Raw genomic sequence first — 20,626 nt, 5'->3', positions numbered from 1 at the left:
ATCGGGGGAAAAATAGCCCTTCAGGGACTTTCTCGGCAACGATGTATCCTACTATCTTCGGTAGAGTAGGTTCGCCCAGTTCTTCTGACTCTTCTGGATCGGAATGTATTGGCTTAACTCCAAAGGAGCCTAGTGGGACAATAACTGGTTCAATGTATTTACCATCAATACCAACTCTGATCGCTTCTTTAATGACTTATCCCTCCCTTATTATCCTGCCCTGAATGGCGGTACTGTTAGGCACAGCCATACGTTTCCTGCTGATCCCGATACTACTACTTCTCCGCTAATATTAACTCTTACCCTAGTAATAATCTCGGCTGTACTATTAAGCGACACAGTTACAAAAGTAACAGTTTCTTTTGGTCGATATCCAGATGGTAAAATGAACAGCGGTGTACCGCTTGTAACTATCCCACCAGAAATAAGCCCATCTAAATGTACAAAGCCTAAATCATCCTTCAAGTATCGTGCTGAAGGATAACCAGCCCCTCCATACGCGACCCACCCATTTAGCAAAGTAGGTGTTATCCACTGCGGCTGGTGTTTCTCCACCTTCGTATTCTGTAGTACGGAAACCTCGGTACGCGCTTCGACTACTTCCCGAACAAGCGAATCTATAGATCCGCGAATATTTGGCGCGTAGCTAGCGTTAACAGATTGTGGCGCAATCCCTAACGTGCAGGTATCTAAGGCAAGATATGTCACGCTGTAGGCGGCTGTTTTATCCAACGCATGGTCATATATGCCAAGCTGAACTAATCCATGAACCGCACCTCCCGTAGTGACGCGGTAACTAGTCAACTCCACATTAGCGTTCTTGTATAATCTTACAAAACTGCGCACCTTGTATAAAAGCGATGTAGCGTAGACAGTATTATTAACCCAGTTTAGACCGTTACTATTTGTATATCTTGCCGCTTCCCTAACTACAATTCCAGTTCCGACCTCAATCTGATTCGCGCCTTCATGGAGCATTAACGAGCCTTCGTAGTTCACTGGTTCGTCAATACTCTTATCGATCTGGTACAGTAGACGGTAGTATTGGTATTCCTGAGCCTTTATAAGAGTATTAGTATTACTTGACGAAGGGGGCAGACTAGGAACGCCAACACCAACGTAAATACAACCAAACATTGAGCCACTAAAGCTCTGGATTGGAGTCCATGATTTATATAGCCCATCTGTTCTATCATACGTACCTACTCCTGATGGATTGAGATTCATATCAAACATTTTCCAACCCCAAAAATATGCCTTAATCTCATCTTTGGAAGGTAGGTAAAATTCTCCCCAGCCACTATCTACGTCTGCAACAGATATGTGGATATTACTACTGGCCACACCCCAGCTATCTGCTTCAACTGCTGTTTTATCAAAAGAAAGAATTTTGCCATTGTACTTAGTCCCCCCGACCTTGTTTATCGGGACTCCACCTTCGGCTAACACCACTATACTTTTAAAGCTGGGGTAGTCGTATGCGGTTCCCTCGATGTTGCCGTCTAATACCATTTGCTTTAACCGTCTCGTAACTCTCGGCTTGCCGTGTCCATCCGTGTAAAGCTGATCCGCTACACTACCATCTACGTTAGATTTCAACTGTACATCAGGCAGGTACAAATATGATGGTCTTTGCGATTCGAACGTCGGAGCAACTGCTCCGACGTTCAGCGTAGGATTGGAGAATGTGAACCCTCCCACTACTGCAACGTCTGACTTATTAATATTAAAGAGTTGTACACGCACAAACTGTGCGTCGGCAGGTGTCGTAAAAGTAAAAGATTCTCCACTTATTAACGTAGCTCTAGTGAGGATATCTGTCACTACCGCCCCGCCAGGCGCAAATTTAATAGTAGATACTCGTATAAAACCCGTGCCACCATTGTGTTTCATTGTATAAGTTTGATTGATTAGAATAGGAATGTCACAAGTGTATGTTGAAGTAGAACTTGTATCGGTTACATTCATCGCTAGATCATAAGATCCCGTTATAAAAAAACGTGAAGAGGATGGCCCTGAACTGGCCCATATACCATCTTGTAAATCTGGCAACATGTTTTTACCTTTATTCTCAATATACACCGCATTAACATGCTTCATATCGTCAACGTAAGGGTAGTTTCTAACAATGTAATCTTGTGCCTGCGCCAGAGTCATCGAATCAATCTTTGTTTTCTCTGAAGCTGGAATTTCGTACAAGCGGAACGCGTCGAAGCCAGCGGCAGGCTTGATACTTTCTGTACCTGCTACATTTCCAGAGATATATAGTTGTGATATTGTCGGCTTGAATGCAGCATACATTAAAGACCAATTCAGTGAGTCTCCACCCACTGAATTGGTCACGGCACCTCCGTTAGCGGTCGCTGCGGAAGTACCGACGGTTATATTCGCCTGTAACCCCGACCTCGCATGTCCCACCACCAGATAATTTTTGTTGGTATCAAGTGCAAGAACAGTCTCTCGATAAAGTAACACAAACGTATTAAAGGTATCTCCAGTCACGATTATTGACTTATTACCAACTACCCGATAAGTAACATCCTCTGCGATCGTTGATAACCCGCCTGTTTGAGTAACTTTCCATTTGATGGTATCCTCACAGTTACCATCACGGCCTAGTAAGTTAATTAAAGTTCGCCCTACGAATTCAGGATGCACGATAGAAGAAACGTCTCCACCCTGAATAACCTGTACGCCGTTTTTAAGAACTACAGGCACACTTGACTTAGGTTGCAGGTTATCATGCAACTCCGTTATAGCTCCTGCAACGTCTTTAGCAGTCGTTGGCACTGCGGTCATTGCCCCAAGCGACTGATCAATCTTGTCCATATTTTCATTAATAATGCCGATATCTGCAAACTCATTATCCAGAGGCTTCTTCAATCCAATATTTTGCGTTAGATCAGCCATTAGCACCAACTCCTTGTCATAACTTCTTCCCAAGTAAAACTACTGAGACTATCCCAACTTGTTTGCTTCAATTCACCCCAAGGGGTGTATGTGAAGGAATATTCAACCGCAAGATGCGCTGGCTTAATGTCCTCAATTACTGCTTTAAGATCATCCAGATTCGGAGGAACTCCTAAAGTATCGATAAACTTTACATTGAACTTATACGTCTCCGGCTGAACAGTAACCTCAACCGTGCCGCCATCGTAAGCTTCAGCAACAGACTTAATTAGACTTACTGTCACAGTCCCAATACCACGCAGCTTGGAAAGAATCACACTTCGTCGCTGTTCGGTAGGCTTGGAGATATCGACCGAGATTCCAAGTTCCTTCTCCCATAGTTCAAGCCCCCAAGTGGCGGTCGAGACAAAATATTGTTCAAGTGTTTCATCCATCGCCTGCCACAGCTTGTCTAATTCTGTACCCTGAGCGTCCATGTTAGAGCTCATTACTCTTGACGTGGCGTAGTAATCAGGAAGGTAGGTCATCATTTCTTTTCCGCGAATGCTGTTCATTGTTAGGCTACTCACTGATGCTCACCGTCCCGATTACGGCAACCTGTCCGATTTGCACTTCGACGTTAGCTGACTCACTACCATTCACAGTTAAATTAATAAAATCAATTATCGGAGGAATGTCTAACAGAATAGCAGCGATGCGGTTATAACGGACAAGTGGATCCACGAAAGCGAGCTGCTCCAGATATGCTTTAAGACCAGCCTCGAACATTGCTTTTACTTCGCTCAAGGTTGAACCACTTGCTAGAGTAATCTGCACGGAGACATTAATCGGCACTTCAACAGCCGCTGATACCGTGACATTGGCACCGATTGGAGCCTTTCCTTCGCCCTGGCCCACTGCCGGTGCAATATACTCCTGAACTGCGTCCACAATGGTTTGATTTGGAGCCTGCTTATTCGCATCTAAAATAAAAACCCTTACCGTCCCCGCGCCATTAAATAACGGTTCAACTTGAGCCGCACTTACACCGGGAATTTCAAGAGCCCATTGCAAGTAGTCCGCTTTATTACCGCTTGTCCCTGGTTGCCTCACTTTAATGAGAAAACGTGACAATAAGGATTCGTCAGATTCTTCAGCAGTCCCACCGCTCGTTGCAACCACATTCGATATGCTCGCCACGCCCGATAAAGAATGAACCAATAGGCTTATCACTCCAATCGGGACATTCCCTACAACTCCCGCTTCAACCGCTTTGATCGGAACGTTGGCTTCGCCTTGGCTATTCAAAGTAACCGATGCCGTTGTCTCGTATTCAATCGACTGAGTATCCGTAATCTCATCTGCCGGAGTCGCGACAAGCGTACCTAAAGGAATAACCGTTCCTACAGTCCCCGTGATCTTAACAGATCCGGTAGCTGCCACAGGCGGACGTGGAATGACCCCATGCTCTTCACAACGCATCCTCAAGTATGGTCCAAAGGTAGTCATTGCAAAGCCCCGCTGCAAAACTTCCTTAGCCCATTCAGATGCCCTATATAATTGATAGGCAGCCGGAGATAAGGAGTCCCAAATATACGAGCCTTCTGATTTGTCTAAGTCGACCGGCACGAGATTAAGCATTCGATCCCGAATCGCTTCTTCTGTTTGTTCACTTAAATAATCAAGTAATACAGCCATTAGGAATTCACCACCCTTCCTTGGAGTTCAATTGTTTCCTCGTGGATATTCGAGATGATACAGGTAAAATAGCAGCTGTCATTAAGCCACTTATAAGTAAAGCTATCCACACTAGCCGTTCGAGGATCCATCTCAAGCGTTTCCGTCGTAATACGCTGAATTTCCATCTCGATGGCCGCTCGAGGCAGACCGGAACGGATAAGTTCGTTAAACTCTTGGCCGTAGCTTCGAGAGTAGATTAGATGACGATAGCGCTCCGTTTGCAAGGCTTTCTTGCACCATTCCATCCATGCATTCGTACCTTCGAAACTCGCAACCTTGCCTGATGGAGTCACAACAAACTCTCCCGCTTCATAATCAAAACGCCAGCTCCGACCAAAAGCGATATTCTCACTCCGATCATCGTTTTGTTCCTCCGGAAGTTCTCCCACCGGAAATAAGTTAGCCACCTGAACTCACCACCTTACAAACGACGACGGCATCTTTGCCTCCATTGACGGGTACTGCAAGCACCCGATCTCCTGGCTTAATACCGACGCTCCAATTCAAATGAACCTCGTCAATCTTGGTCTCCTTAAAATCAAACCGCGTAAGCTGCGAGGGATTCGCCCCGCCTAATGTGTTTCCTTCATCGTCGACTGGAGTTGTCATTGTACCCACCATCGAGAACTCAGGAACCTCCAGCTGAGTTACCCACTCAGCGATGAGGTAATCCGGAATTTCGTATTTGAAAGAATCAAGCTTCAATCCCGATTCTGTGATTGTTCCAAGCTCCGAAGGAATTCCGGATAGAGTCTTGGCTGCAATGCCAGACAACCGGTTCTCTAATGTCGTAACCAATTTTTTGAATGGATCAGGCAAGATAATCCCTCCTGACTTTGTTTTCTGCGGCTAGTTCAAGCTCCATACGCCCAGGAAAACCAAGCTGATGGCGAACCTTAGTAACGATTAGCTCCATTGTATTAAGACGTACCCTGTCTCCGGCACGTATTGTATTAATATCAAGCGCTGTCACAGAGTAGGTTTCCTGAAGACCAAGCAAAGCCTTTGTCGCTGCTTTCTTAGCTTGCTCCACCGTCTCTATTTTGTTATCCATAATTAATTTTTGCAGCGTACCATATTTCTCTGTTTCCTTCTTCAGCACAATCAAAGTCTTGGCTACCCAATCTTCACTCTCTTGGGGGCCGATCACTTTAACTTGCGTAATCGCGCCTTCTAGCGTGCGGTTTTGGGTAATTTCCTCAATCGACTCCAATTCCCACATCACTTTATTACTTCCGATCTCGACCAATTCCAACCCGCGCTCTGACATCCGAGTTCGATACATGGCCCCGCCTTTATCCACGGTTTCCTTCAGATCCTCCATGATCATGGACATGATCGTCTGGCTGCGTTTTATGTTCCTAGAGAGCTTAATCCCCGTGTCCACAATGTTCCCAGTAGGAATTCCCCATTCCTTGGCATACTGCTTAATTCGCTGAGTTGCCGTTTGTCCTGCTGGCATTAGACGCTCATCCTCAGACTTCACGAGATATATCGTCCTCTCGTAAGCTGTAATACTGAGGTGCTTGCGACCCATGTTCGTGCTGTGGCACTCCCAAACAACACCTGGATTTAATAGATTTACCCTCCTGGTTTCTCCGAATGGAATTCCAGAGATTCGTATTTCCTGTCCCGGAGTAATGATAGGCAAATCCGACGTAACAACCAGCTTCATATTCGCACAATATGCGATTTCTTCTAACGACTCCTCCAAGGATAAATCCTCGATCAGAGCACTAATATTGTGTCTGTTGGCCACAACCACCTCGTAACTCATGGCATCACCAATTTCTGCCCGGGTCTGATGAGATCGGGATTACGCCCGATTACTGCTTTATTATTGTCGTAAATGACTCGCCACTTCGCGCTGTTACCCATTTCCCGCTTGGCGATTGCCGTGAGCGTGTCCCCTGCTTTGACGATATACAGCTTGGGAACGGGCTTGGTATCCGGACGGGAGGATGCCTGCACTACTGCTACTGAACCCACCTTGATATTGCGCCATGTGCGGAAAGTAACATCAAAGTAAACATCACCTGGTTCCCCTCCCTTGAAGGTCGAATCATGAGCGGAAACGTGTACAAGCGCGTTAATGATCGTATCGGTAATGATTAATCTGACCGGTTGCTTCTTCATTAACATCGCAGTTAGCTTATTCATCGCAAGCTGAGGATCCGGGATATCGAGATAACGGCAATAACTTGGATCGTAAACTTTAGGAAAAAAAGAAGAAAAGGCAATCTCCTTAACCCGTTCCCCCTGAAGGAGATCTATCTCACCAAGCGATAGGATCGTGGCAGTTTCATACTGTTTCTCCCGCCTGATTAGAACCTCTTCAGGATTAACTGGAAAATGGAACGTGCCCCCAGTAGGGTCTATGATAATAAAGTCCAAGTGAACTCACCTGCTCTCGCCATTTCTTATATAGGATCAAGCCCTGTTCTCCATGGCTTGTTGAATAGAGGTCGCAACTTTGTTACCGATAATGGTGGATATTTCATCGTAGTTTAACTCCGTGCCTTGGATCGTGAGTTGTATTGCCCCTGAGGGCAAGCTCACATTAATGGCGCTTGACGCTGCAAACGCAGGAGCCATGGGCATGGAAGGCCCTTGTGCCTGGCTAGGAATCGCTGGCGCCGGTAATGCAACCGGATCCTCTTCCTTTTTCTTCTTTTTCTTACCAAAACCGAACCATCCACCTATTTCCTTGCCAACGTTCCCTATTTTCTTACCTATGCTGCCAATGTTCTCCGCAATCGCACTTCCACCGAGACCTCCGATTGCACCTCCGATCAAGCCACCTACTGCCGTTCCAAGTATAGGTACGACCGATCCGATCGCCGCGCCAGCAGCAGCTCCTGCCGCAGCACCACCCCATCCGCCAACTGTGCTTCGAATTGCTTTGTTTCGCTCTTTACCCGGTTTCGCACCAAATATACTCATTGCATCAGTGACGAAACCTAGAGGTTTAAATGCTTTACCTGCTACCTTGCCTATCCTACCTATACTTTTACCCGCTTTACTCCCCATCAAGGATTTGGCACCGTCCGTTACTTTACCGAGCATTCCTCGTGCTGAAGATAGTTTAGGTATCGAAAATTTAGGCATTTTAGGAAGCGGAACCTTGAATTTACCGACTTTAAGGAGCTTAGGTGGCTTTATTTTGGGAGGCTTAGAAGACTTGCTAAGCCGATCCCCGCCCTTGGGAACGTCTTTCTGCTTAAGAGGTCCTTTTTTGCCCGGATCTCGATCTCTCTGGTTTCGTTTCTTTTTATCCTTATCCGGTTTGCACCGCTCTCGTTGAAGACCGCCTCGTCCCTTATCCTTAATGGCTTTACCGGGTTTGCATTTACCAGGTAGACACGGAACGCATTTCCCTTTAAAGATACCTTTCACAAAGACCGTTAAAGATGCCTTCAACTTGAAGCTGGCCTTTAAGTTTAAAGCGGCTTTCAAAGTTGCTTTTAAACTTAGGGCGGCTTTCAATGCTGCTTTTACATCTAATGTCGCTGTTAAGTTTAAGGCCGCTTTAAAATCCAATGCTGCCTTTAAGGTCAACGCTGCTTTTAGAGCTGTTTTCAACTTAACGGATACCATTCCTAGTGCCGTATAATTGATCACAGGAACGATTGTTACTCTCCTCAATTGCCCCGTCATTCTGTTAAGTGCTCTGTTGATCTTCTCGAGTTGAGGAGTAACCCGATCATTTAACCTGACCATGGGGGTAACCCGCATTCTGCCAAGCTTATCGACACGTCTGTGAATACGCTCCAAATACTTGTCCACCGACTTGAACACTTGCTCCGTCCGTGCCAAACCATTAGCATCAATCACAATTTCAATTTGTTCTCCAGCCATACCATCACTCTCCTTTCTTCGCTGACATGATTTGCTCTGCTTCCCATTCGAGCTCCATGCTAGCCATCAAGAAAAGCTGCTCGCCTCGCGGAAGCTGCCAGAAATCTCCGGGGCGCAGGTGATGGCGAACCCAGAATGCATGAAGCATCCCGGCAAGCGCCCCGGATTGAATTAGTTTTTTACGTCCTCAAGCTCCGTATTGAAGCCGGACAAATCTAGAACAACATCACCAAGTGCAGACAATTCCCCAGCCAGAAGAATTCTCTTAATCACTTCCTCTGCACTGCTCGCGCTGAATTTGGTCAACAACTGGGGATTTCCCCAGTTTGGTGTTATTGTTGACGCCGCAATCAGGGATACGTTGAACAATTCCTCATCCAATCGTTCGATTGTTTGACCTCGTTTTTCCTTCCGTTCGGTGCATCGTTCGCGGATGCTAAATACTTGTTTACCGGTAAGACCCCGGATTTTCACCGGGATGTCCATACGTTCCAAGCGAACCGTTCGCTCGGGTAAAGTGTCAGCATCCAATAACCTCTGTAACACTTGTTCATCCGTTAGATTTTCAAAAGACAATGCAATCTCTCCTCTCTTATTTAGCCTACTACGATCGGATCAAGCAGCTCGTAACCTTCGAATGTAAACGCCGTTTCTTCAACTACTTCTTCACCCGCCGTCCAGTTAGCCAGTTGAAGCTTATCTGGCATACAATTCATGAGCCGAATGCGCTCGAAGCCATAAGCTTCTGGGTCAGAAATCTTATTAATAATGTCGAATTTCGTGAAGCCACGGCGAATCATATCGCTTGTGACTTTATAGCCGCTCATGGTACCCGTTCCTTTTTTCACACCAAGCTTGTGAGTCGTCCATTCCATCCCGGAAAGCTTCAATTCGCGTTTCTCAACTTCAACCGCAGCTTCAAGCTTATTAATATTCGTTTGCCATACCCCGTCAATAAACACTTGCCCATACGTACCCAGAATCGCTCTAGTCGGATCCATCATCTTTGTTCTTCCTCCTTATCGCACGATAAAAGTGCTGAATATTTGCTCCATAACATCCGTCAATCGGGCTTCCCATTTCAAGAACACTTGATCCGGCTCTGGCGTCAAATCCGTATCCACGTAGACGTCATAGCCTTCAGCTTCGATAATGCCCGCCTGAGCAAGTGACTGCATGTACTGCTTGCATGCACCAATCAGAGCCAAACGGCCTTCTTCGCTGTTGTTGACCTTGCCGATGTAGGAATCTTCCGCCGTCCGTTGAAGGTCGGAATTAATGCTATCCATGACGCGAATCGTACGAATTTTCTTCCACGGATTGTTCTGTCCTTCACGCAATGTGGTCAAGCTATTAATCCCACGTAATGCCTTCACTAGTCGACCATCATGAACTAGTAGAAATACCCCATTGCGAACAGCCTGCTCTTGTTCTGATCGGGTCCATCTGCGGGTAACATCTTCGAATGGAGATGAAGCATAGGTCGTAGATTCACTTAAGCCTTGGCCTGCAATAAGACCAGCCACATATGCTGAAGCCTGCGCTGAGCTGTATGAATTCCCACTCATCTTGATGCCGGTTCCGACATTTACGATGCCTTCATGGTTCAACATGGCGCTTCGGCTTGTCGCTTTGCTCACTGCATCCGCTGCCGTATCGTCCGACGAGGAACCTCCTAACACCGCAATGACACCTTTACCCTCATTTCGAATGCGGGCAACCCATGCAGCTACGCTTGAATGAAGTGCAGAATCGGACACGCCATCCAGGAAAATAACGTTGAAATCTTGTGTTTCAAAATGAGCTAGTGCATTCAAATAGTCCGCATTAGCAATATCAGCAATACCGGAATTACCTCCGCTCAAGGAAATACCGGAAACATTAGAAAGTGTGCCGTTCCCTTCGACTAGCTTCGTTGCAACAATCCACTTGTTGCCAGCATCACCGTTAATTTCGGTTACCGCAGCTTGAACGGAGCCCCCTACGAAAGTAAAGGTCCGGAGAAGCGTCGTGCCTTCGAATAGCTTCAAATCCTTCTTACTCGATTCGACTGGGTTGACTTGAATCGTAACCTTAAAGTCGTTCCCTCTAGAACCGGGATACTTGGCATCCAGCTTCAACACTTGAACAGGCGAGCTCGCTGTGTCCGACAGAGTAACGGTTGATGCCGCAGCATTGGCATCTGCCAAGCGATAAGCGAGCACCTTACGGGCACCACCGAGCAAAGCGAGTTTAAGAGAACTGTAGGCAGTAGCTCCATTCTCTTCCGCACGAGTGTATACGTCCGCAATGTTCGCTTCGCTGACGATTTCAACAAATTGATTAACAGGGCCCCAATGTCCCCTCACCGGCGCAATTGCAATGCCCCTTGCACCAGGTTGAATCGCTGCGGTAGCCGCTGCGCGAAAATTCATATAAAACCCCGGCAATACCGGTTTATCCGTCGTACTCCAAGTTCCTCCAGCCATATTAAAGCACCTTCCCTTTCAGAAATTGTCCGATTAAGCGTTTCGCTTCATCGATAGTAAATTGATCTTGCTCAGCTTGATGAAAAGCTCCAGCGACAACTTCAGGATTCACTTGAAACAGCGCCTGCGCATGGTTTATGAGTTCATCCTGGTTGTAATGGGTTTCGCCGTTTCCGGGCTTCTTGCTCGCCATTCGTACCACCTCGTTCATAGTTTGGTTTGGAAATTTACTTCCCGCATCAATGGGCTATCTTCTAAATGACGCTCGATTTTGCGAGACAAGGTTACAGAGATTTGCCCCTCGGTCATCGTATCCTGTTCAAGATCGACAATCGGACTAAGTACAGTTAAATAACGACGATCTGGGAGACTTAACGGAATTTTCACGGCACTCGTTAAGCTTTGCGTAAGCTCCACAATAGCTGCTGTCTGCTCGCTCACCGTTCGACCGATCACATGACCGACCGCTTTCTTACGAACTTCAATCGTAGCAGCGCGTGAACTCGCGATAGATTCCATACCTTCCAATCTCCATAAGACAGAAGGTCTTGTGTAATCCGTAGGCCATTTGCCGTTGTACACCTGCCAGTCAGCGCTACCCAATTCATTCTTAGTCCATTCTGAGAGGGCGACTATCCAGTCATCTTCCTGTACAACGTCTAGCTCTGATACTCGCTGAACACCGATTACAGAAAATCGAAGGCCCCGAGTAAGCGCGTTTCGCTCGATGTCGACCTTGTCGGCACCCACGTTCCCTTCATATTGACAAGTGAACGCTTCGTTCGTATCAGGATCGGTAACTGCTTGTCCGTCAAGCGCGGTAACGATGAGATTCGCAAGCTCATCTACGTCAGCAAATCCCGCCGTCTGAGATACATAAGGCCAGACCTCAAATGAAGTTCGTAATCCCGTCCATTGGGTGTCTTCCGCATCAGCACCTTGTACGAGTAACACGTAAGGCTTAATGAGACTGTCCATGGATTCATGGGCTTCAACTACCCTTCCAGCGATTAACGGAATTGCTTGGGTCAATCGTTGCGAGATGCCATTCCTCATGGCTGAAGCCCATCACTCTGAAATAAAAACTGATTTTTCATGTTTGCCATGTTAGTCCTCCTCTAAATCAATTTGTCCTCACACTATTAAGTGGCAACCGTACGACAGCCTAGCAATTGCCTTAACCTACGAGGATGAGGATATTGTTGACGTTGTCCGTGACCTTGCGCTGTGCACGCATCATGTAGGTTCCAACACTGGACTTACTAATGTTCAGAAGAGATGCAATTTCGGCAAAAGAATAACATTCGCCGTGAGCGAGCATGTAGCAGCTGCGTTCTCTTTCAGTCAATCCGTGGAGTGCGGCTTCAAGTCGAAATCGGCTTTCATTCGTTTCCTCTTTCTCCGGCTGCAAAGATTCAGTTATTCCCGAGTAAAGTGTTACCCTAGGCAGCATCGCTGGATCCATGAGAACTTCCCTTTGATAACCCGCTCGACGTTCGATGCCTCTTCGGTTGCCTGGTCTTCTCCCCGTATCGAGCCATTCGATAATATAAGAGCAGCTTGCGATCATTTCGACAATTAATCGACGATCCTTATCTAAGGTTAGAATTTCATTCATGCCCTCAAGCGATTTGACGGGTTCCAACCGATTGATCCGCACAGTCAGCTCGTCCGCTTTGCGAAGCAGCATCCTTCTAGTTTCTGTGTAATTCTCTAAAGTAGCCCGTCCTAGCTCTATCACTCGAATGGTTTCCATATATTCAACTCCTTTTTTATAATTTTGCCATTTTGGCAAACTATGAAGAAAATAAAAGACATCTTACAACTCCGGTTCATTCGTGATGTCCCTCCTTAAGCAGTACTCGCTCAGAAATTATTACCAAAACGGTAATGTGAAACCATCATATATTGCCATTTAGGCAAAGTCAACAGATAGTTTACCATTTTGGCAAAGTTACAGGTTTACCAAAACGGAAAATATGATATACTGCAATTATCCATATAAAAGAAGGTAGATTACGATGTCGTTAGGTTTTCGTCTTCGGGAACGACGCGAGAAATTCAGTAAAACACAGCTAGATGCGGCCAAACACTTAGGAATAAGCAATGTTCAGCTTTCCAGATATGAATCCGATGACCGTAAGCCCGATCCAGAAATGCTCAGTCGATTTGCGGAATATTATCGTACGACGACGGACTATTTGCTAGGACGGACGGAAGTTGCATCGGCGGATTACAATGCTTCGCCGAGCACAACAGATCACCCAGCCTTCGAGGAGTTTATCAACAATCCGGAGCATGGAGTATTTTTCAAGGATTACTTGAATGCTCCAGAGGAGCGTAAAGAGGAAATGCGTCGCTTCTGGGAGTTCATTCAGGAGAAGGAAAAGGGTAGGAAACCCGGAGACCAACAAGGAAAGAGCTAGCCTTTCACAAAGCCCGCAAAGGGCTTTTCTTTTCACTATAAATACGAACATACATTCTCATTAATAAGGATGGAACTATGTACAGATACTATGAAACGACTCCATTAGAACAATGGATAGAGCAATTGTGGCTGAAATTCGGAATCTTCACTTCTTCTCAGTTAAATATTGAGGAAGTAGCTACGCGATTAGACGTGTGGGTGCATTATTTGCAGGACACTAGTCGTGCATTGGAGTACATGGGGTTGCGTTCCATCTTAATCGATCAGCGGCAAGATCGAGAATCCCAATGGGAGGACTTCTTGCACGAGCTGTGCCATGTCCTTAGACATGCAGGAAATCAGACAACAATGCCTCGCCTATTTTGTGAAGCCCAGGAAGCTGAAGCTAACCGATTCGTTCTCTACGCGGCAATCCCTTTTTCCATGCTACAGCATCTCAAGCTCCCTGAGCGGATAGACGAGGCTGCTGAGGTTATTTCGCTACATTTTGGAGTAACGTTCGAGCTGGCTCGCAGGAGATTGGAACAAATCCAGCGCAGGATGCTATCTTCGATAGTTTGGGAAGAAGTACTTAAGCAAGAGGCGCAGCAGGTACTGCTGAATATCGATCTCCGCATCAAAAACGCGACCCTATGAGGGGCCGCGTTTCGTTACTATGCTATGAATTACTCGTATGAAGTCCATGATTCAACGATGGAGCCAGCTGCTTCCACAAATTTATCAAAACTGGCCGGTTCCGCTGTATAAGTGATGACAAAAGCATTGCCTTCTACAATCATGTAAACTTGTTGCCAAGTCAATTTATGATCACCTTGCTTCCCGCTGTACAACAGATTATAACTTTCTTCTCCATCCTCAAGAGTTCCCTTTTCTTCTGTCACGATGTTGAAATCTGTAATGACTGCGCCCAGTTGCTGCTTCGAAACCTCTGCGTATTGATCCAGCGTTACCTTCTCTCCACCTAGATCTTCAACGATAACGCTAACGTTTTCCTGGAACTTATCGCTTTCGCTTTCCTTAGGAGATAGGAATAAGGCAAGTGCACCATCAACGTTTTCTTGTACCGTCCAATCTTCAGGATATTGGAAGCTTGTCCCGTATGTTCGATCTTCGAACAGCTTGTAGCCAGCTGGCACTTCTGTATCCGTGATCATGTCTGCCTCTACCGATAAATCTGCCTCCACCGTCAACTCCGCTTCTACAGACAATTCTGCCTCTACTTCTATTTCTGCCTCCACCTCTGCAGAGATCTCCGCTGATGCACTAGCTTCTACTGATGCACTCACTTCCGCAGATGCTGATGGTGACGACTCCTTATTGTCGTCTTTCGAGCCGCCGCATGCGCTCAATGCTAGAGCAAGCAAAGTTAACACGATAGACATTTTCAACATTTTTTGCGATGATCTTTTATTCATTTTCCTCGCCCCCCCAAATTATACCAAATGCAACATTTATCATTATAAACACACTTTCGACAAGAATACAGAATTTCTTTCCTTCCTCTTGATGTTTTCATTTGATGAATAAAGGGTAATAGTAAAAAAGTATTAAAATAACTAACAAAGTGTTAATCCTTTTTATTCATCATTTCTAATACCTTGGCGATACGATGACTATACCAAGACTAATAGGCTGGTGATTGACATGCGGGATATAAGAGACACTATTCATGCTTTAGATAATACTTTTCTAATTAACAAATTTAACTTAGCTTCAGAGCAGTCACCAGATGACGAATTCATTCAGATGCTTCTTGAAGAAATTATTAACCGTGAGTTAACGATTGAAGAGGTCCTTGTACATTGTGATACACATTAAAAAAGCGGCCCCGATAGGGACCGCGAATCGTATTTGCGTTATGATGGCATTATTTCATGATTACCAAATCCAAGTGTCCGCCATAGTTCCAACCTGCTCCGCAAATTTCTCAATACTACCCGGTTCAGCAGTATATGTGAGAACATAGGCTTTACCTTTCTCAATCATGAACATTTGCTGCCAAATCAAATCAAATTCTCCTTGTTTACCCGTATACTCAAGAGCGTAAACATCCGTACCCTCTTCATTAGTATCCGAACCTTCATTGGTGATCTTAAGATCCGTAATGATTTGACCCAACTGTTGCTTCGTAACTTCAACGTATTGCTCTAATGTCACTTCCTGCCCACCTAAATCCTGAACGATGATATTGACATTTTCCTGAAACTTATCATCAGCATTCTCTTGCGGAGACTTGAAAATGGCAGTAACACCAGTAATATTATCTAGTACTGTCCAATCCTCTGGGTACTCAATGCTTGTCGCGTTCGTCTTGTCCTCGTATAGCTTGAACCCCGCTGTAACATCCGATGCTGCTGGTGCGCTTGCTTCAGCAGATGGTGACGCTGATGGTGATGCCGATGGTGATGCCGATGGTGTTTCAGATGCAGAAGGAGACGCCGATGGTGATGGAGATGCGTTCTTATTGTCGTCTTTGTTACCTCCACATGCACTTAAAGCTAACGCCAACAATCCTAATGCAATGGACATCTTTAATACCTTTTTTGATGAGTTTCTCTTCATAATCCATATCCCCCTATTGAGCACTATATGTTATATTTTACCAATAACTTGTGCTCTTCGACAAGAATACAAGATTTTCCTTGTTTAGTAAAGGTTTTTCGACAAAATTTTCGCTTAATTATGAAACAATTTCAACAATTCCCCACAATTACCCATGCGTAAGTTTAAACATAAATAATCAAAAATCCCCATCCAGCTATTACAGCTGAATGAGGATTGGTTAGTTGTTTTTGAAAATAAATGGTGCCGACTAGAGGACTTGAACCCCCAACCTACTGATTACAAGTCAGTTGCTCTACCAGTTGAGCTAAGTCGGCGTATTTATGGGCTAACAAAAAATATAATATCACGTTCACATAATGATTGCAACACTTATTTTCATTTTATTTATAAAAATAATACTAAGGTTAATACTGCGCAATATTTGAAATGAAGTCAGCCCTAATTACTGTACGCAAATGTGGTGGATTAAATTTACTCTAATGTTTACAAAGCGGACGGACATAATGACAAGGGGAGTTCAACAAGCACCCACACTAAACATATCAGGAGGCAATCCAATGAAGAAGGCTGTTGTCACAATTGTAGCTGCTTGTATGTTATTCTCAGCAAGTTCGGCGGCTTTCGCAGCTGTTCCCGTAATTGAAAAAAAGCACGAGCATAAGGTTCATATGAAGAAAGTCCATGAGAAAGACAAAAAGATGCACGAGAAGAAAAAAATGCACTCAAAAGCTAAAAGCCATAAGCTTCATGCAAAAAGTCTTCACGCCAAAAGTCTGCATGCCAAAAGCTTGAAAGCTAAGGATATAAGTGAAATGCCAAAAACCGGCTTTGGTGGCGCAAGCGAACAAACTAAATAAGGAGCGTAAGAGGGGATGATGTTTCTCTCCTCTTTTTCTTTATTACTTATGAAAAAGTCGCTATTGCTTGTTATTACAATTATGTTTCTTATTAGTGCCACCAATTGTTCCAATTCAAGTAAGATTGCACAGAAAGCACCACCTGAAGTACTCAAGAAAGCTGAAAAGGTAATCATAACACCAGCAGTTCCACCTATTTATCCAGTTGTCGAGAAAAAATACTCTGTAGATGGAATTATTCCCTCTCGACTATTTATTCCGACCATTGGAGTTCATGCAGGAATCGAGCCCGTTGATGTGTCTAGTACGGGTCAAATGGGAGTTCCCAAGAGCACTGATAAAGTAGGTTATTTATCCAGTGGAATACTGCCGGGGGCTGTTGGAAATGCAGTAATGGATGGGCATGTAGATACGTATAACGGCAAAGCTATATTTTATCATTTAAAAAATCTAAAAAAGGGCGATCCTGTATTCATCAAAAACGATAAGGAGCGCTCGATTGAATTTATTGTGGAGTCGATCGAGATTTTCAAAACGTCTGAGGCTCCTATAAATAGAATATTTGGTCCCATGAACGAACCTCGATTAAATCTCATTACATGCGCGGGAAAATACAGTAGATCCAAACGTGAGCATGAAGCAAGGCTTGTCGTCTTCACAAGGCGAGTTTCACCGTAATCCCTTTCACTGCATAAGCTGGCAAGACAGCAGCCCATCAGTAAAGGGGAATGAGAATGAACGGTCAAACTTTAATGCTCCCGATCCGGGTTCGGACAATGACCGCCAAAAACGTCAAAATTAACGTTCCATACGTTAATGGAGGAACCACGTCTGCAGCTCAGGAAGCTATGAACAAGGCAATCGCTTCCGCCAATCAAGAAATACTCAAGGAGCAAGGCTTTCCTAGCAAAGATATTCAGCAGATGGATGGTACGTTCGAAATTAAAAATAATCAAAGAGGTGTGCTGAGCCTCTCTCTTCTGAACTATAATTTCACAGGAGGCGCTCACGGAAACACGCTTCAGAAGTCCTTAACCTTCGATGCGAACACTGGGCGCAGCTATACTCTCGGTCAACTATTTAAACCGAACAGTAACTATGAGAAACGACTAAATACCATTATCCAAGCCCAGATTAAAGCTCGACAGCTTCCTCTCCTCGTCGATTATCCAGGCATTACACCCGACCAAGACTTCTATGTTGCCGACAAATCGTTAGTCATCTATTTCCCGTTATATGCTATCGTTCCTTACGTTTGGGGATTCCCATACTTCCCGATTTCGGTATTCGAAATTCAGGATATTATCGATGAGGATGGGCCTTTGGGTGTATTAATGTATTAGAGGAGTTCTCGAGGTATAAATGAGAGGCTGAATCGGAAAGTCTTTACAGACCTCCTGATTCAGCCTCCACTCATATAACTAGCTCGTTGAATATGACAAGCAGCTGCCCATACAATCTAAATCGGCATCGAACGGCCTGTATGATCGACGAAGTACAACTCCTCAGCTATCCTTGTTTTTCTCTCCAGCAAATCCAGAATTCCATTCGCACTCACATCCGCAGAAAGCGGTGCTTTATCGCCACCCATATCCGTCCTTATCCAGCCAGGATGGACCGCAAGCACTCGAATTCCGCGCGACTGAAACTCTGAACCCACCATTTTAGTCAACATATTTAATGCATTCTTAGACATTGCATACGGATAATCGCCTCCGTACGATAAAGCCACACTTCCTGCCTCGGAGGAAATATTAATGATAGCTGCACCGGAATTGTCCGCTAATAAAGATCCCATATGTTTAATTACGTTCATAGGACCATATAGGTTAACCTCAAACGTTGTTTTCATATAAGCCATAGGAAGCGTCGCTAACTTATGCTCTCTACCCAAAAGAATTCCTGCATTATTAATGATACTATCCAGCTTCACATCGTCATTCTTCAGCTTAACTGCTAGCCGTGCAGCTTCCTCCTCCACGGTTACGTTCATCCGTTCGATATGAACCTGATCACCGTATTCGGATGCGAGTGATAATAAACCCGCCGATGCATCGGCACCATCACGAACACAGGCCACAACATGATGTCCTCGCTCGACCGCTAGCTTCGTCAATTGGAAGCCCAGACCTCTTCCTGCACCAGTTATGAGTATGTTCATTATTTATCGTTCTCCAGCAGCTCGACAAGTACTTTCAACTGACTGAAGGTATCCATATAAGCGTAACGTCCGCCTGTATATTCACCCTTTTGCAATAAAGACATCCCTTTGGCTTCTAACAATGCAATCTTGTCCTTCATCCCATCGATAACAAAGGCAATATGGTGAAACCCCTCACCATTCTGATCTAACGATTCTCTCCAGGTGCTTGGATTATGATCAGGCTCTATAAGCTCCAGCTGGAGCGAGCCCATATCGAAGAAAGCAAGCTTCGCACGCGCCTCTGATCGCGCTCCTCGATATTCCGTCTGCGCGATATCAACCGTGTCCGTCCAGAACCAGGTCGGCTTCTCGACCCCGAAGAACTCGGCGTAGGTTTGTGATGTTTGCTCAATATCGTGAACTAGAAGTCCGATTTGCGTAATGACGTTATTGCCCAGCACGTTATTAGTCATGAGTAGCAGTCTCCTCTTCGATCTAGATCAAATTAGATTAGATTTCCATACTGGAATCGCGAGCTATCATTTGCATATCCACCGTAAACTCGGTAAACTCAGTTACTCGTTGTTCAATATGTTCGATCAAAGAAGTCGTTAATTGCTCCATCATCTCGCGAAAATCTATTCTCAAGGTCGTCAATGCGGGCTGATAACGCGAGCTAAGAGCATGATCGTCAAATCCAATCACCGAAAGGTCACTCGGAACGTTAATCCCATGCTCCTGCAGAGCCCGTATCGCACCAAAAGCCACACTATCATTGGCCATAATCATGGCCGTTGGGAGATTTTCACCCTTCTTCATAAACTCCTTTATCGCAGCATAACCGGACTCTTCGCTGAACCCGCCGGGCAATATCCATCTCATCTGTATCTCCACATCGTTCGTCTTCATCGCCGCGTAGAAGCCCTCAAGCTTAGAAGGCCCAGCATACCTCTTCATATCCCCTCCAATGAGTCCGATTTCCTGATGCTTCAAGTTCACCAAGTGCTCCACCGCTTGATGCATGCCGCTGTGATTATCGTAATTAGCCACGATCCGGTTCCGTTCGTGACGTCCAGACAGCCTCTGATCAACGACCGCGACAAAGTAACCTTCCGCGATCAGTTCCTCGATGAACGGCTCATCATTAGCCGCCCCGATAAATATTCCACCATCAATCCGACGCTGATAAAAAATATCCTTTACTCCCCGAATGCTATCCGCATCCTCTGCATCCCTAATAATGTGGGTTAACGTATAGTAGCCCTGTGAAGAAGCATTTTCAATCACACTGACAATAAGCATGTTCGACAGGATATCACTAGATACATGACCCGCCTCGATCATGAACAATCCAATCGTCTTCGTCTTCTTGCCTGCTAGCACTTGTGCCGAAGCATTCGGGACATAGCGATATTGTTCAATGACTCTTAGAACCTTGTCACGGGTTTCCGGCGGAACATTGGAGTAGTTGTTAATGACCCGACTAACCGTGCTTCGCGACACTCCAGCGAGCTTGGCAATTTCCAAGGAGTTGATTACACTCTTCAAGCCCTCACCCTCATTCCTGAACGCGCATTCAAATCTATCGTAAACGATGTATTGTGACGCGTCAATCACTTGGAAAACGATATCAAAACCCCAAACCCATCGTTTCATGTGGGTCTGGGGCTTCCTATTC

The 20,626-nt window shown here is 45.3% G+C and carries 26 protein-coding genes and 1 tRNA gene; 6 read left to right on the top strand and 21 right to left on the bottom strand.

The window, feature by feature from the left end:
• Positions 1 to 210: 210 nt before the first annotated feature.
• From M1K58_RS10125 to M1K58_RS10055, 15 genes are all read right to left on the bottom strand, one after another.
• Positions 211 to 2,910, bottom strand: coding sequence for a hypothetical protein (locus tag M1K58_RS10125; RefSeq protein WP_256758704.1), 2,700 nt, complete (start codon positions 2,908 to 2,910; stop codon positions 211 to 213).
• Positions 2,910 to 3,464, bottom strand: a complete 555-nt coding sequence (locus M1K58_RS10120; protein ID WP_256758751.1) for a YmfQ family protein — start codon at positions 3,462 to 3,464, stop codon at positions 2,910 to 2,912. Before M1K58_RS10120 ends, M1K58_RS10125 begins: the two co-directional genes overlap by 1 nt.
• 7 nt (positions 3,465 to 3,471) lie before the next feature.
• Positions 3,472 to 4,587 (bottom strand): baseplate J/gp47 family protein, encoded by a 1,116-nt coding sequence (locus M1K58_RS10115; protein WP_256758703.1) that lies wholly within the window; start codon positions 4,585 to 4,587, stop codon positions 3,472 to 3,474.
• Positions 4,587 to 5,036 (bottom strand): DUF2634 domain-containing protein, encoded by a 450-nt coding sequence (locus tag M1K58_RS10110; RefSeq protein ID WP_256758702.1) that lies wholly within the window; start codon positions 5,034 to 5,036, stop codon positions 4,587 to 4,589. Before M1K58_RS10110 ends, M1K58_RS10115 begins: the two co-directional genes overlap by 1 nt.
• Positions 5,029 to 5,448, bottom strand: coding sequence for a hypothetical protein (locus M1K58_RS10105; protein WP_256758701.1), 420 nt, complete (start codon positions 5,446 to 5,448; stop codon positions 5,029 to 5,031). Before M1K58_RS10105 ends, M1K58_RS10110 begins: the two co-directional genes overlap by 8 nt.
• Positions 5,441 to 6,388 carry an XkdQ/YqbQ family protein gene (locus M1K58_RS10100; RefSeq protein WP_372339142.1) on the bottom strand — a complete coding sequence of 316 codons (948 nt, stop codon included), beginning with the start codon at positions 6,386 to 6,388 and terminating at the stop codon, positions 5,441 to 5,443. Before M1K58_RS10100 ends, M1K58_RS10105 begins: the two co-directional genes overlap by 8 nt.
• Before the next feature lie 14 nt (positions 6,389 to 6,402).
• Positions 6,403 to 7,023 (bottom strand): LysM peptidoglycan-binding domain-containing protein, encoded by a 621-nt coding sequence (locus M1K58_RS10095; protein ID WP_256758699.1) that lies wholly within the window; start codon positions 7,021 to 7,023, stop codon positions 6,403 to 6,405.
• Positions 7,024 to 7,059: 36 nt separating this feature from the next.
• Entirely contained in the window at positions 7,060 to 8,487 is a 1,428-nt protein-coding gene (locus tag M1K58_RS10090; RefSeq protein ID WP_256758698.1) for a hypothetical protein, read from the bottom strand.
• Between the two features lie 4 nt (positions 8,488 to 8,491).
• Positions 8,492 to 8,635, bottom strand: coding sequence for a hypothetical protein (locus M1K58_RS10085; protein WP_256758697.1), 144 nt, complete (start codon positions 8,633 to 8,635; stop codon positions 8,492 to 8,494).
• A gap of 23 nt (positions 8,636 to 8,658) precedes the next feature.
• A complete protein-coding gene (locus M1K58_RS10080; protein ID WP_256758696.1) occupies positions 8,659 to 9,063 on the bottom strand; it encodes a phage tail assembly chaperone in 405 nt (134 codons plus the stop codon).
• A gap of 20 nt (positions 9,064 to 9,083) precedes the next feature.
• Positions 9,084 to 9,491, bottom strand: a complete 408-nt coding sequence (locus tag M1K58_RS10075) for a phage tail tube protein (protein WP_256758695.1) — start codon at positions 9,489 to 9,491, stop codon at positions 9,084 to 9,086.
• 15 nt (positions 9,492 to 9,506) lie between these two features.
• Complete coding sequence (locus tag M1K58_RS10070; RefSeq protein ID WP_256758694.1) at positions 9,507 to 10,955, bottom strand: phage tail sheath family protein; 1,449 nt, start codon at positions 10,953 to 10,955, stop codon at positions 9,507 to 9,509.
• Position 10,956: 1 nt separating this feature from the next.
• The gene (locus tag M1K58_RS10065; protein ID WP_256758693.1) at positions 10,957 to 11,148 is read right to left on the bottom strand and encodes a YqzN/YkzM domain-containing protein; all 192 of its coding nucleotides are present in this window, start codon (positions 11,146 to 11,148) and stop codon (positions 10,957 to 10,959) included.
• A 14-nt stretch (positions 11,149 to 11,162) separates the two neighbouring features.
• Positions 11,163 to 12,011: a hypothetical protein gene (locus M1K58_RS10060; RefSeq protein ID WP_256758692.1), complete on the bottom strand. Its 849-nt coding sequence runs from the start codon at positions 12,009 to 12,011 to the stop codon at positions 11,163 to 11,165.
• A 121-nt stretch (positions 12,012 to 12,132) separates the two neighbouring features.
• Positions 12,133 to 12,711 (bottom strand): sigma factor-like helix-turn-helix DNA-binding protein, encoded by a 579-nt coding sequence (locus tag M1K58_RS10055; RefSeq protein ID WP_256758691.1) that lies wholly within the window; start codon positions 12,709 to 12,711, stop codon positions 12,133 to 12,135.
• Between the two features lie 265 nt (positions 12,712 to 12,976).
• On the opposite strand from M1K58_RS10055, the gene M1K58_RS10050 reads away from it, so the two are divergent.
• Both M1K58_RS10050 and M1K58_RS10045 read left to right on the top strand, forming a co-directional pair.
• Positions 12,977 to 13,381: a helix-turn-helix domain-containing protein gene (locus M1K58_RS10050; RefSeq protein ID WP_256758690.1), complete on the top strand. Its 405-nt coding sequence runs from the start codon at positions 12,977 to 12,979 to the stop codon at positions 13,379 to 13,381.
• 77 nt (positions 13,382 to 13,458) lie between these two features.
• Positions 13,459 to 14,019 (top strand): ImmA/IrrE family metallo-endopeptidase, encoded by a 561-nt coding sequence (locus M1K58_RS10045; RefSeq protein WP_256758689.1) that lies wholly within the window; start codon positions 13,459 to 13,461, stop codon positions 14,017 to 14,019.
• A 29-nt stretch (positions 14,020 to 14,048) separates the two neighbouring features.
• On the opposite strand, the gene M1K58_RS10040 is transcribed toward M1K58_RS10045, so the two are convergent.
• On the bottom strand, positions 14,049 to 14,798 hold the full coding sequence (locus tag M1K58_RS10040; protein WP_256758688.1) for a DcrB-related protein: 750 nt from the start codon (positions 14,796 to 14,798) through the stop codon (positions 14,049 to 14,051).
• 229 nt (positions 14,799 to 15,027) lie between these two features.
• On the opposite strand from M1K58_RS10040, the gene sda reads away from it, so the two are divergent.
• Complete coding sequence (sda, locus tag M1K58_RS29655; protein ID WP_372339141.1) at positions 15,028 to 15,201, top strand: sporulation histidine kinase inhibitor Sda; 174 nt, start codon at positions 15,028 to 15,030, stop codon at positions 15,199 to 15,201.
• A gap of 60 nt (positions 15,202 to 15,261) precedes the next feature.
• Here the strand turns inward: sda and M1K58_RS10035 are convergent, their stop codons facing one another.
• Positions 15,262 to 15,945, bottom strand: coding sequence for a PsbP-related protein (locus M1K58_RS10035; RefSeq protein WP_256758687.1), 684 nt, complete (start codon positions 15,943 to 15,945; stop codon positions 15,262 to 15,264).
• A gap of 241 nt (positions 15,946 to 16,186) precedes the next feature.
• Positions 16,187 to 16,262 (bottom strand) — tRNA-Thr (locus M1K58_RS10030).
• A 243-nt stretch (positions 16,263 to 16,505) separates the two neighbouring features.
• Here M1K58_RS10030 and M1K58_RS10025 point away from each other — a divergent pair.
• The 3 genes from M1K58_RS10025 to M1K58_RS10015 are packed head-to-tail and all read left to right on the top strand — an operon-like array spanning position 16,506 to position 18,148.
• Positions 16,506 to 16,805 carry a hypothetical protein gene (locus M1K58_RS10025; protein WP_256758686.1) on the top strand — a complete coding sequence of 100 codons (300 nt, stop codon included), beginning with the start codon at positions 16,506 to 16,508 and terminating at the stop codon, positions 16,803 to 16,805.
• Positions 16,806 to 16,820: 15 nt separating this feature from the next.
• Positions 16,821 to 17,483, top strand: coding sequence for a class F sortase (locus tag M1K58_RS10020; RefSeq protein ID WP_256758685.1), 663 nt, complete (start codon positions 16,821 to 16,823; stop codon positions 17,481 to 17,483).
• Between the two features lie 56 nt (positions 17,484 to 17,539).
• On the top strand, positions 17,540 to 18,148 hold the full coding sequence (locus M1K58_RS10015) for a DUF3298 and DUF4163 domain-containing protein (protein WP_256758683.1): 609 nt from the start codon (positions 17,540 to 17,542) through the stop codon (positions 18,146 to 18,148).
• 116 nt (positions 18,149 to 18,264) lie between these two features.
• On the opposite strand, the gene M1K58_RS10010 is transcribed toward M1K58_RS10015, so the two are convergent.
• Genes M1K58_RS10010 through M1K58_RS10000 form a run of 3 tightly spaced genes read right to left on the bottom strand, consistent with a single transcriptional unit; the run spans position 18,265 to position 20,604 of the window.
• The gene (locus M1K58_RS10010) at positions 18,265 to 18,966 is read right to left on the bottom strand and encodes an SDR family oxidoreductase (protein WP_256758682.1); all 702 of its coding nucleotides are present in this window, start codon (positions 18,964 to 18,966) and stop codon (positions 18,265 to 18,267) included.
• On the bottom strand, positions 18,966 to 19,421 hold the full coding sequence (locus M1K58_RS10005; protein ID WP_256758680.1) for a VOC family protein: 456 nt from the start codon (positions 19,419 to 19,421) through the stop codon (positions 18,966 to 18,968). Before M1K58_RS10005 ends, M1K58_RS10010 begins: the two co-directional genes overlap by 1 nt.
• Before the next feature lie 37 nt (positions 19,422 to 19,458).
• The gene (locus M1K58_RS10000) at positions 19,459 to 20,604 is read right to left on the bottom strand and encodes a LacI family DNA-binding transcriptional regulator (RefSeq protein ID WP_256758678.1); all 1,146 of its coding nucleotides are present in this window, start codon (positions 20,602 to 20,604) and stop codon (positions 19,459 to 19,461) included.
• Between the last annotated feature and the right edge of the window lie 22 nt (positions 20,605 to 20,626).

Source organism: Cohnella sp. WQ 127256 (assembly GCF_024519285.1).
Classification (GTDB): Bacteria; Bacillota; Bacilli; order Paenibacillales; family Paenibacillaceae; genus Cohnella.
The sequence above is the reverse complement of the archived record's forward strand: the minus strand, read 5'-3'. Positions and strand labels throughout refer to the sequence as shown.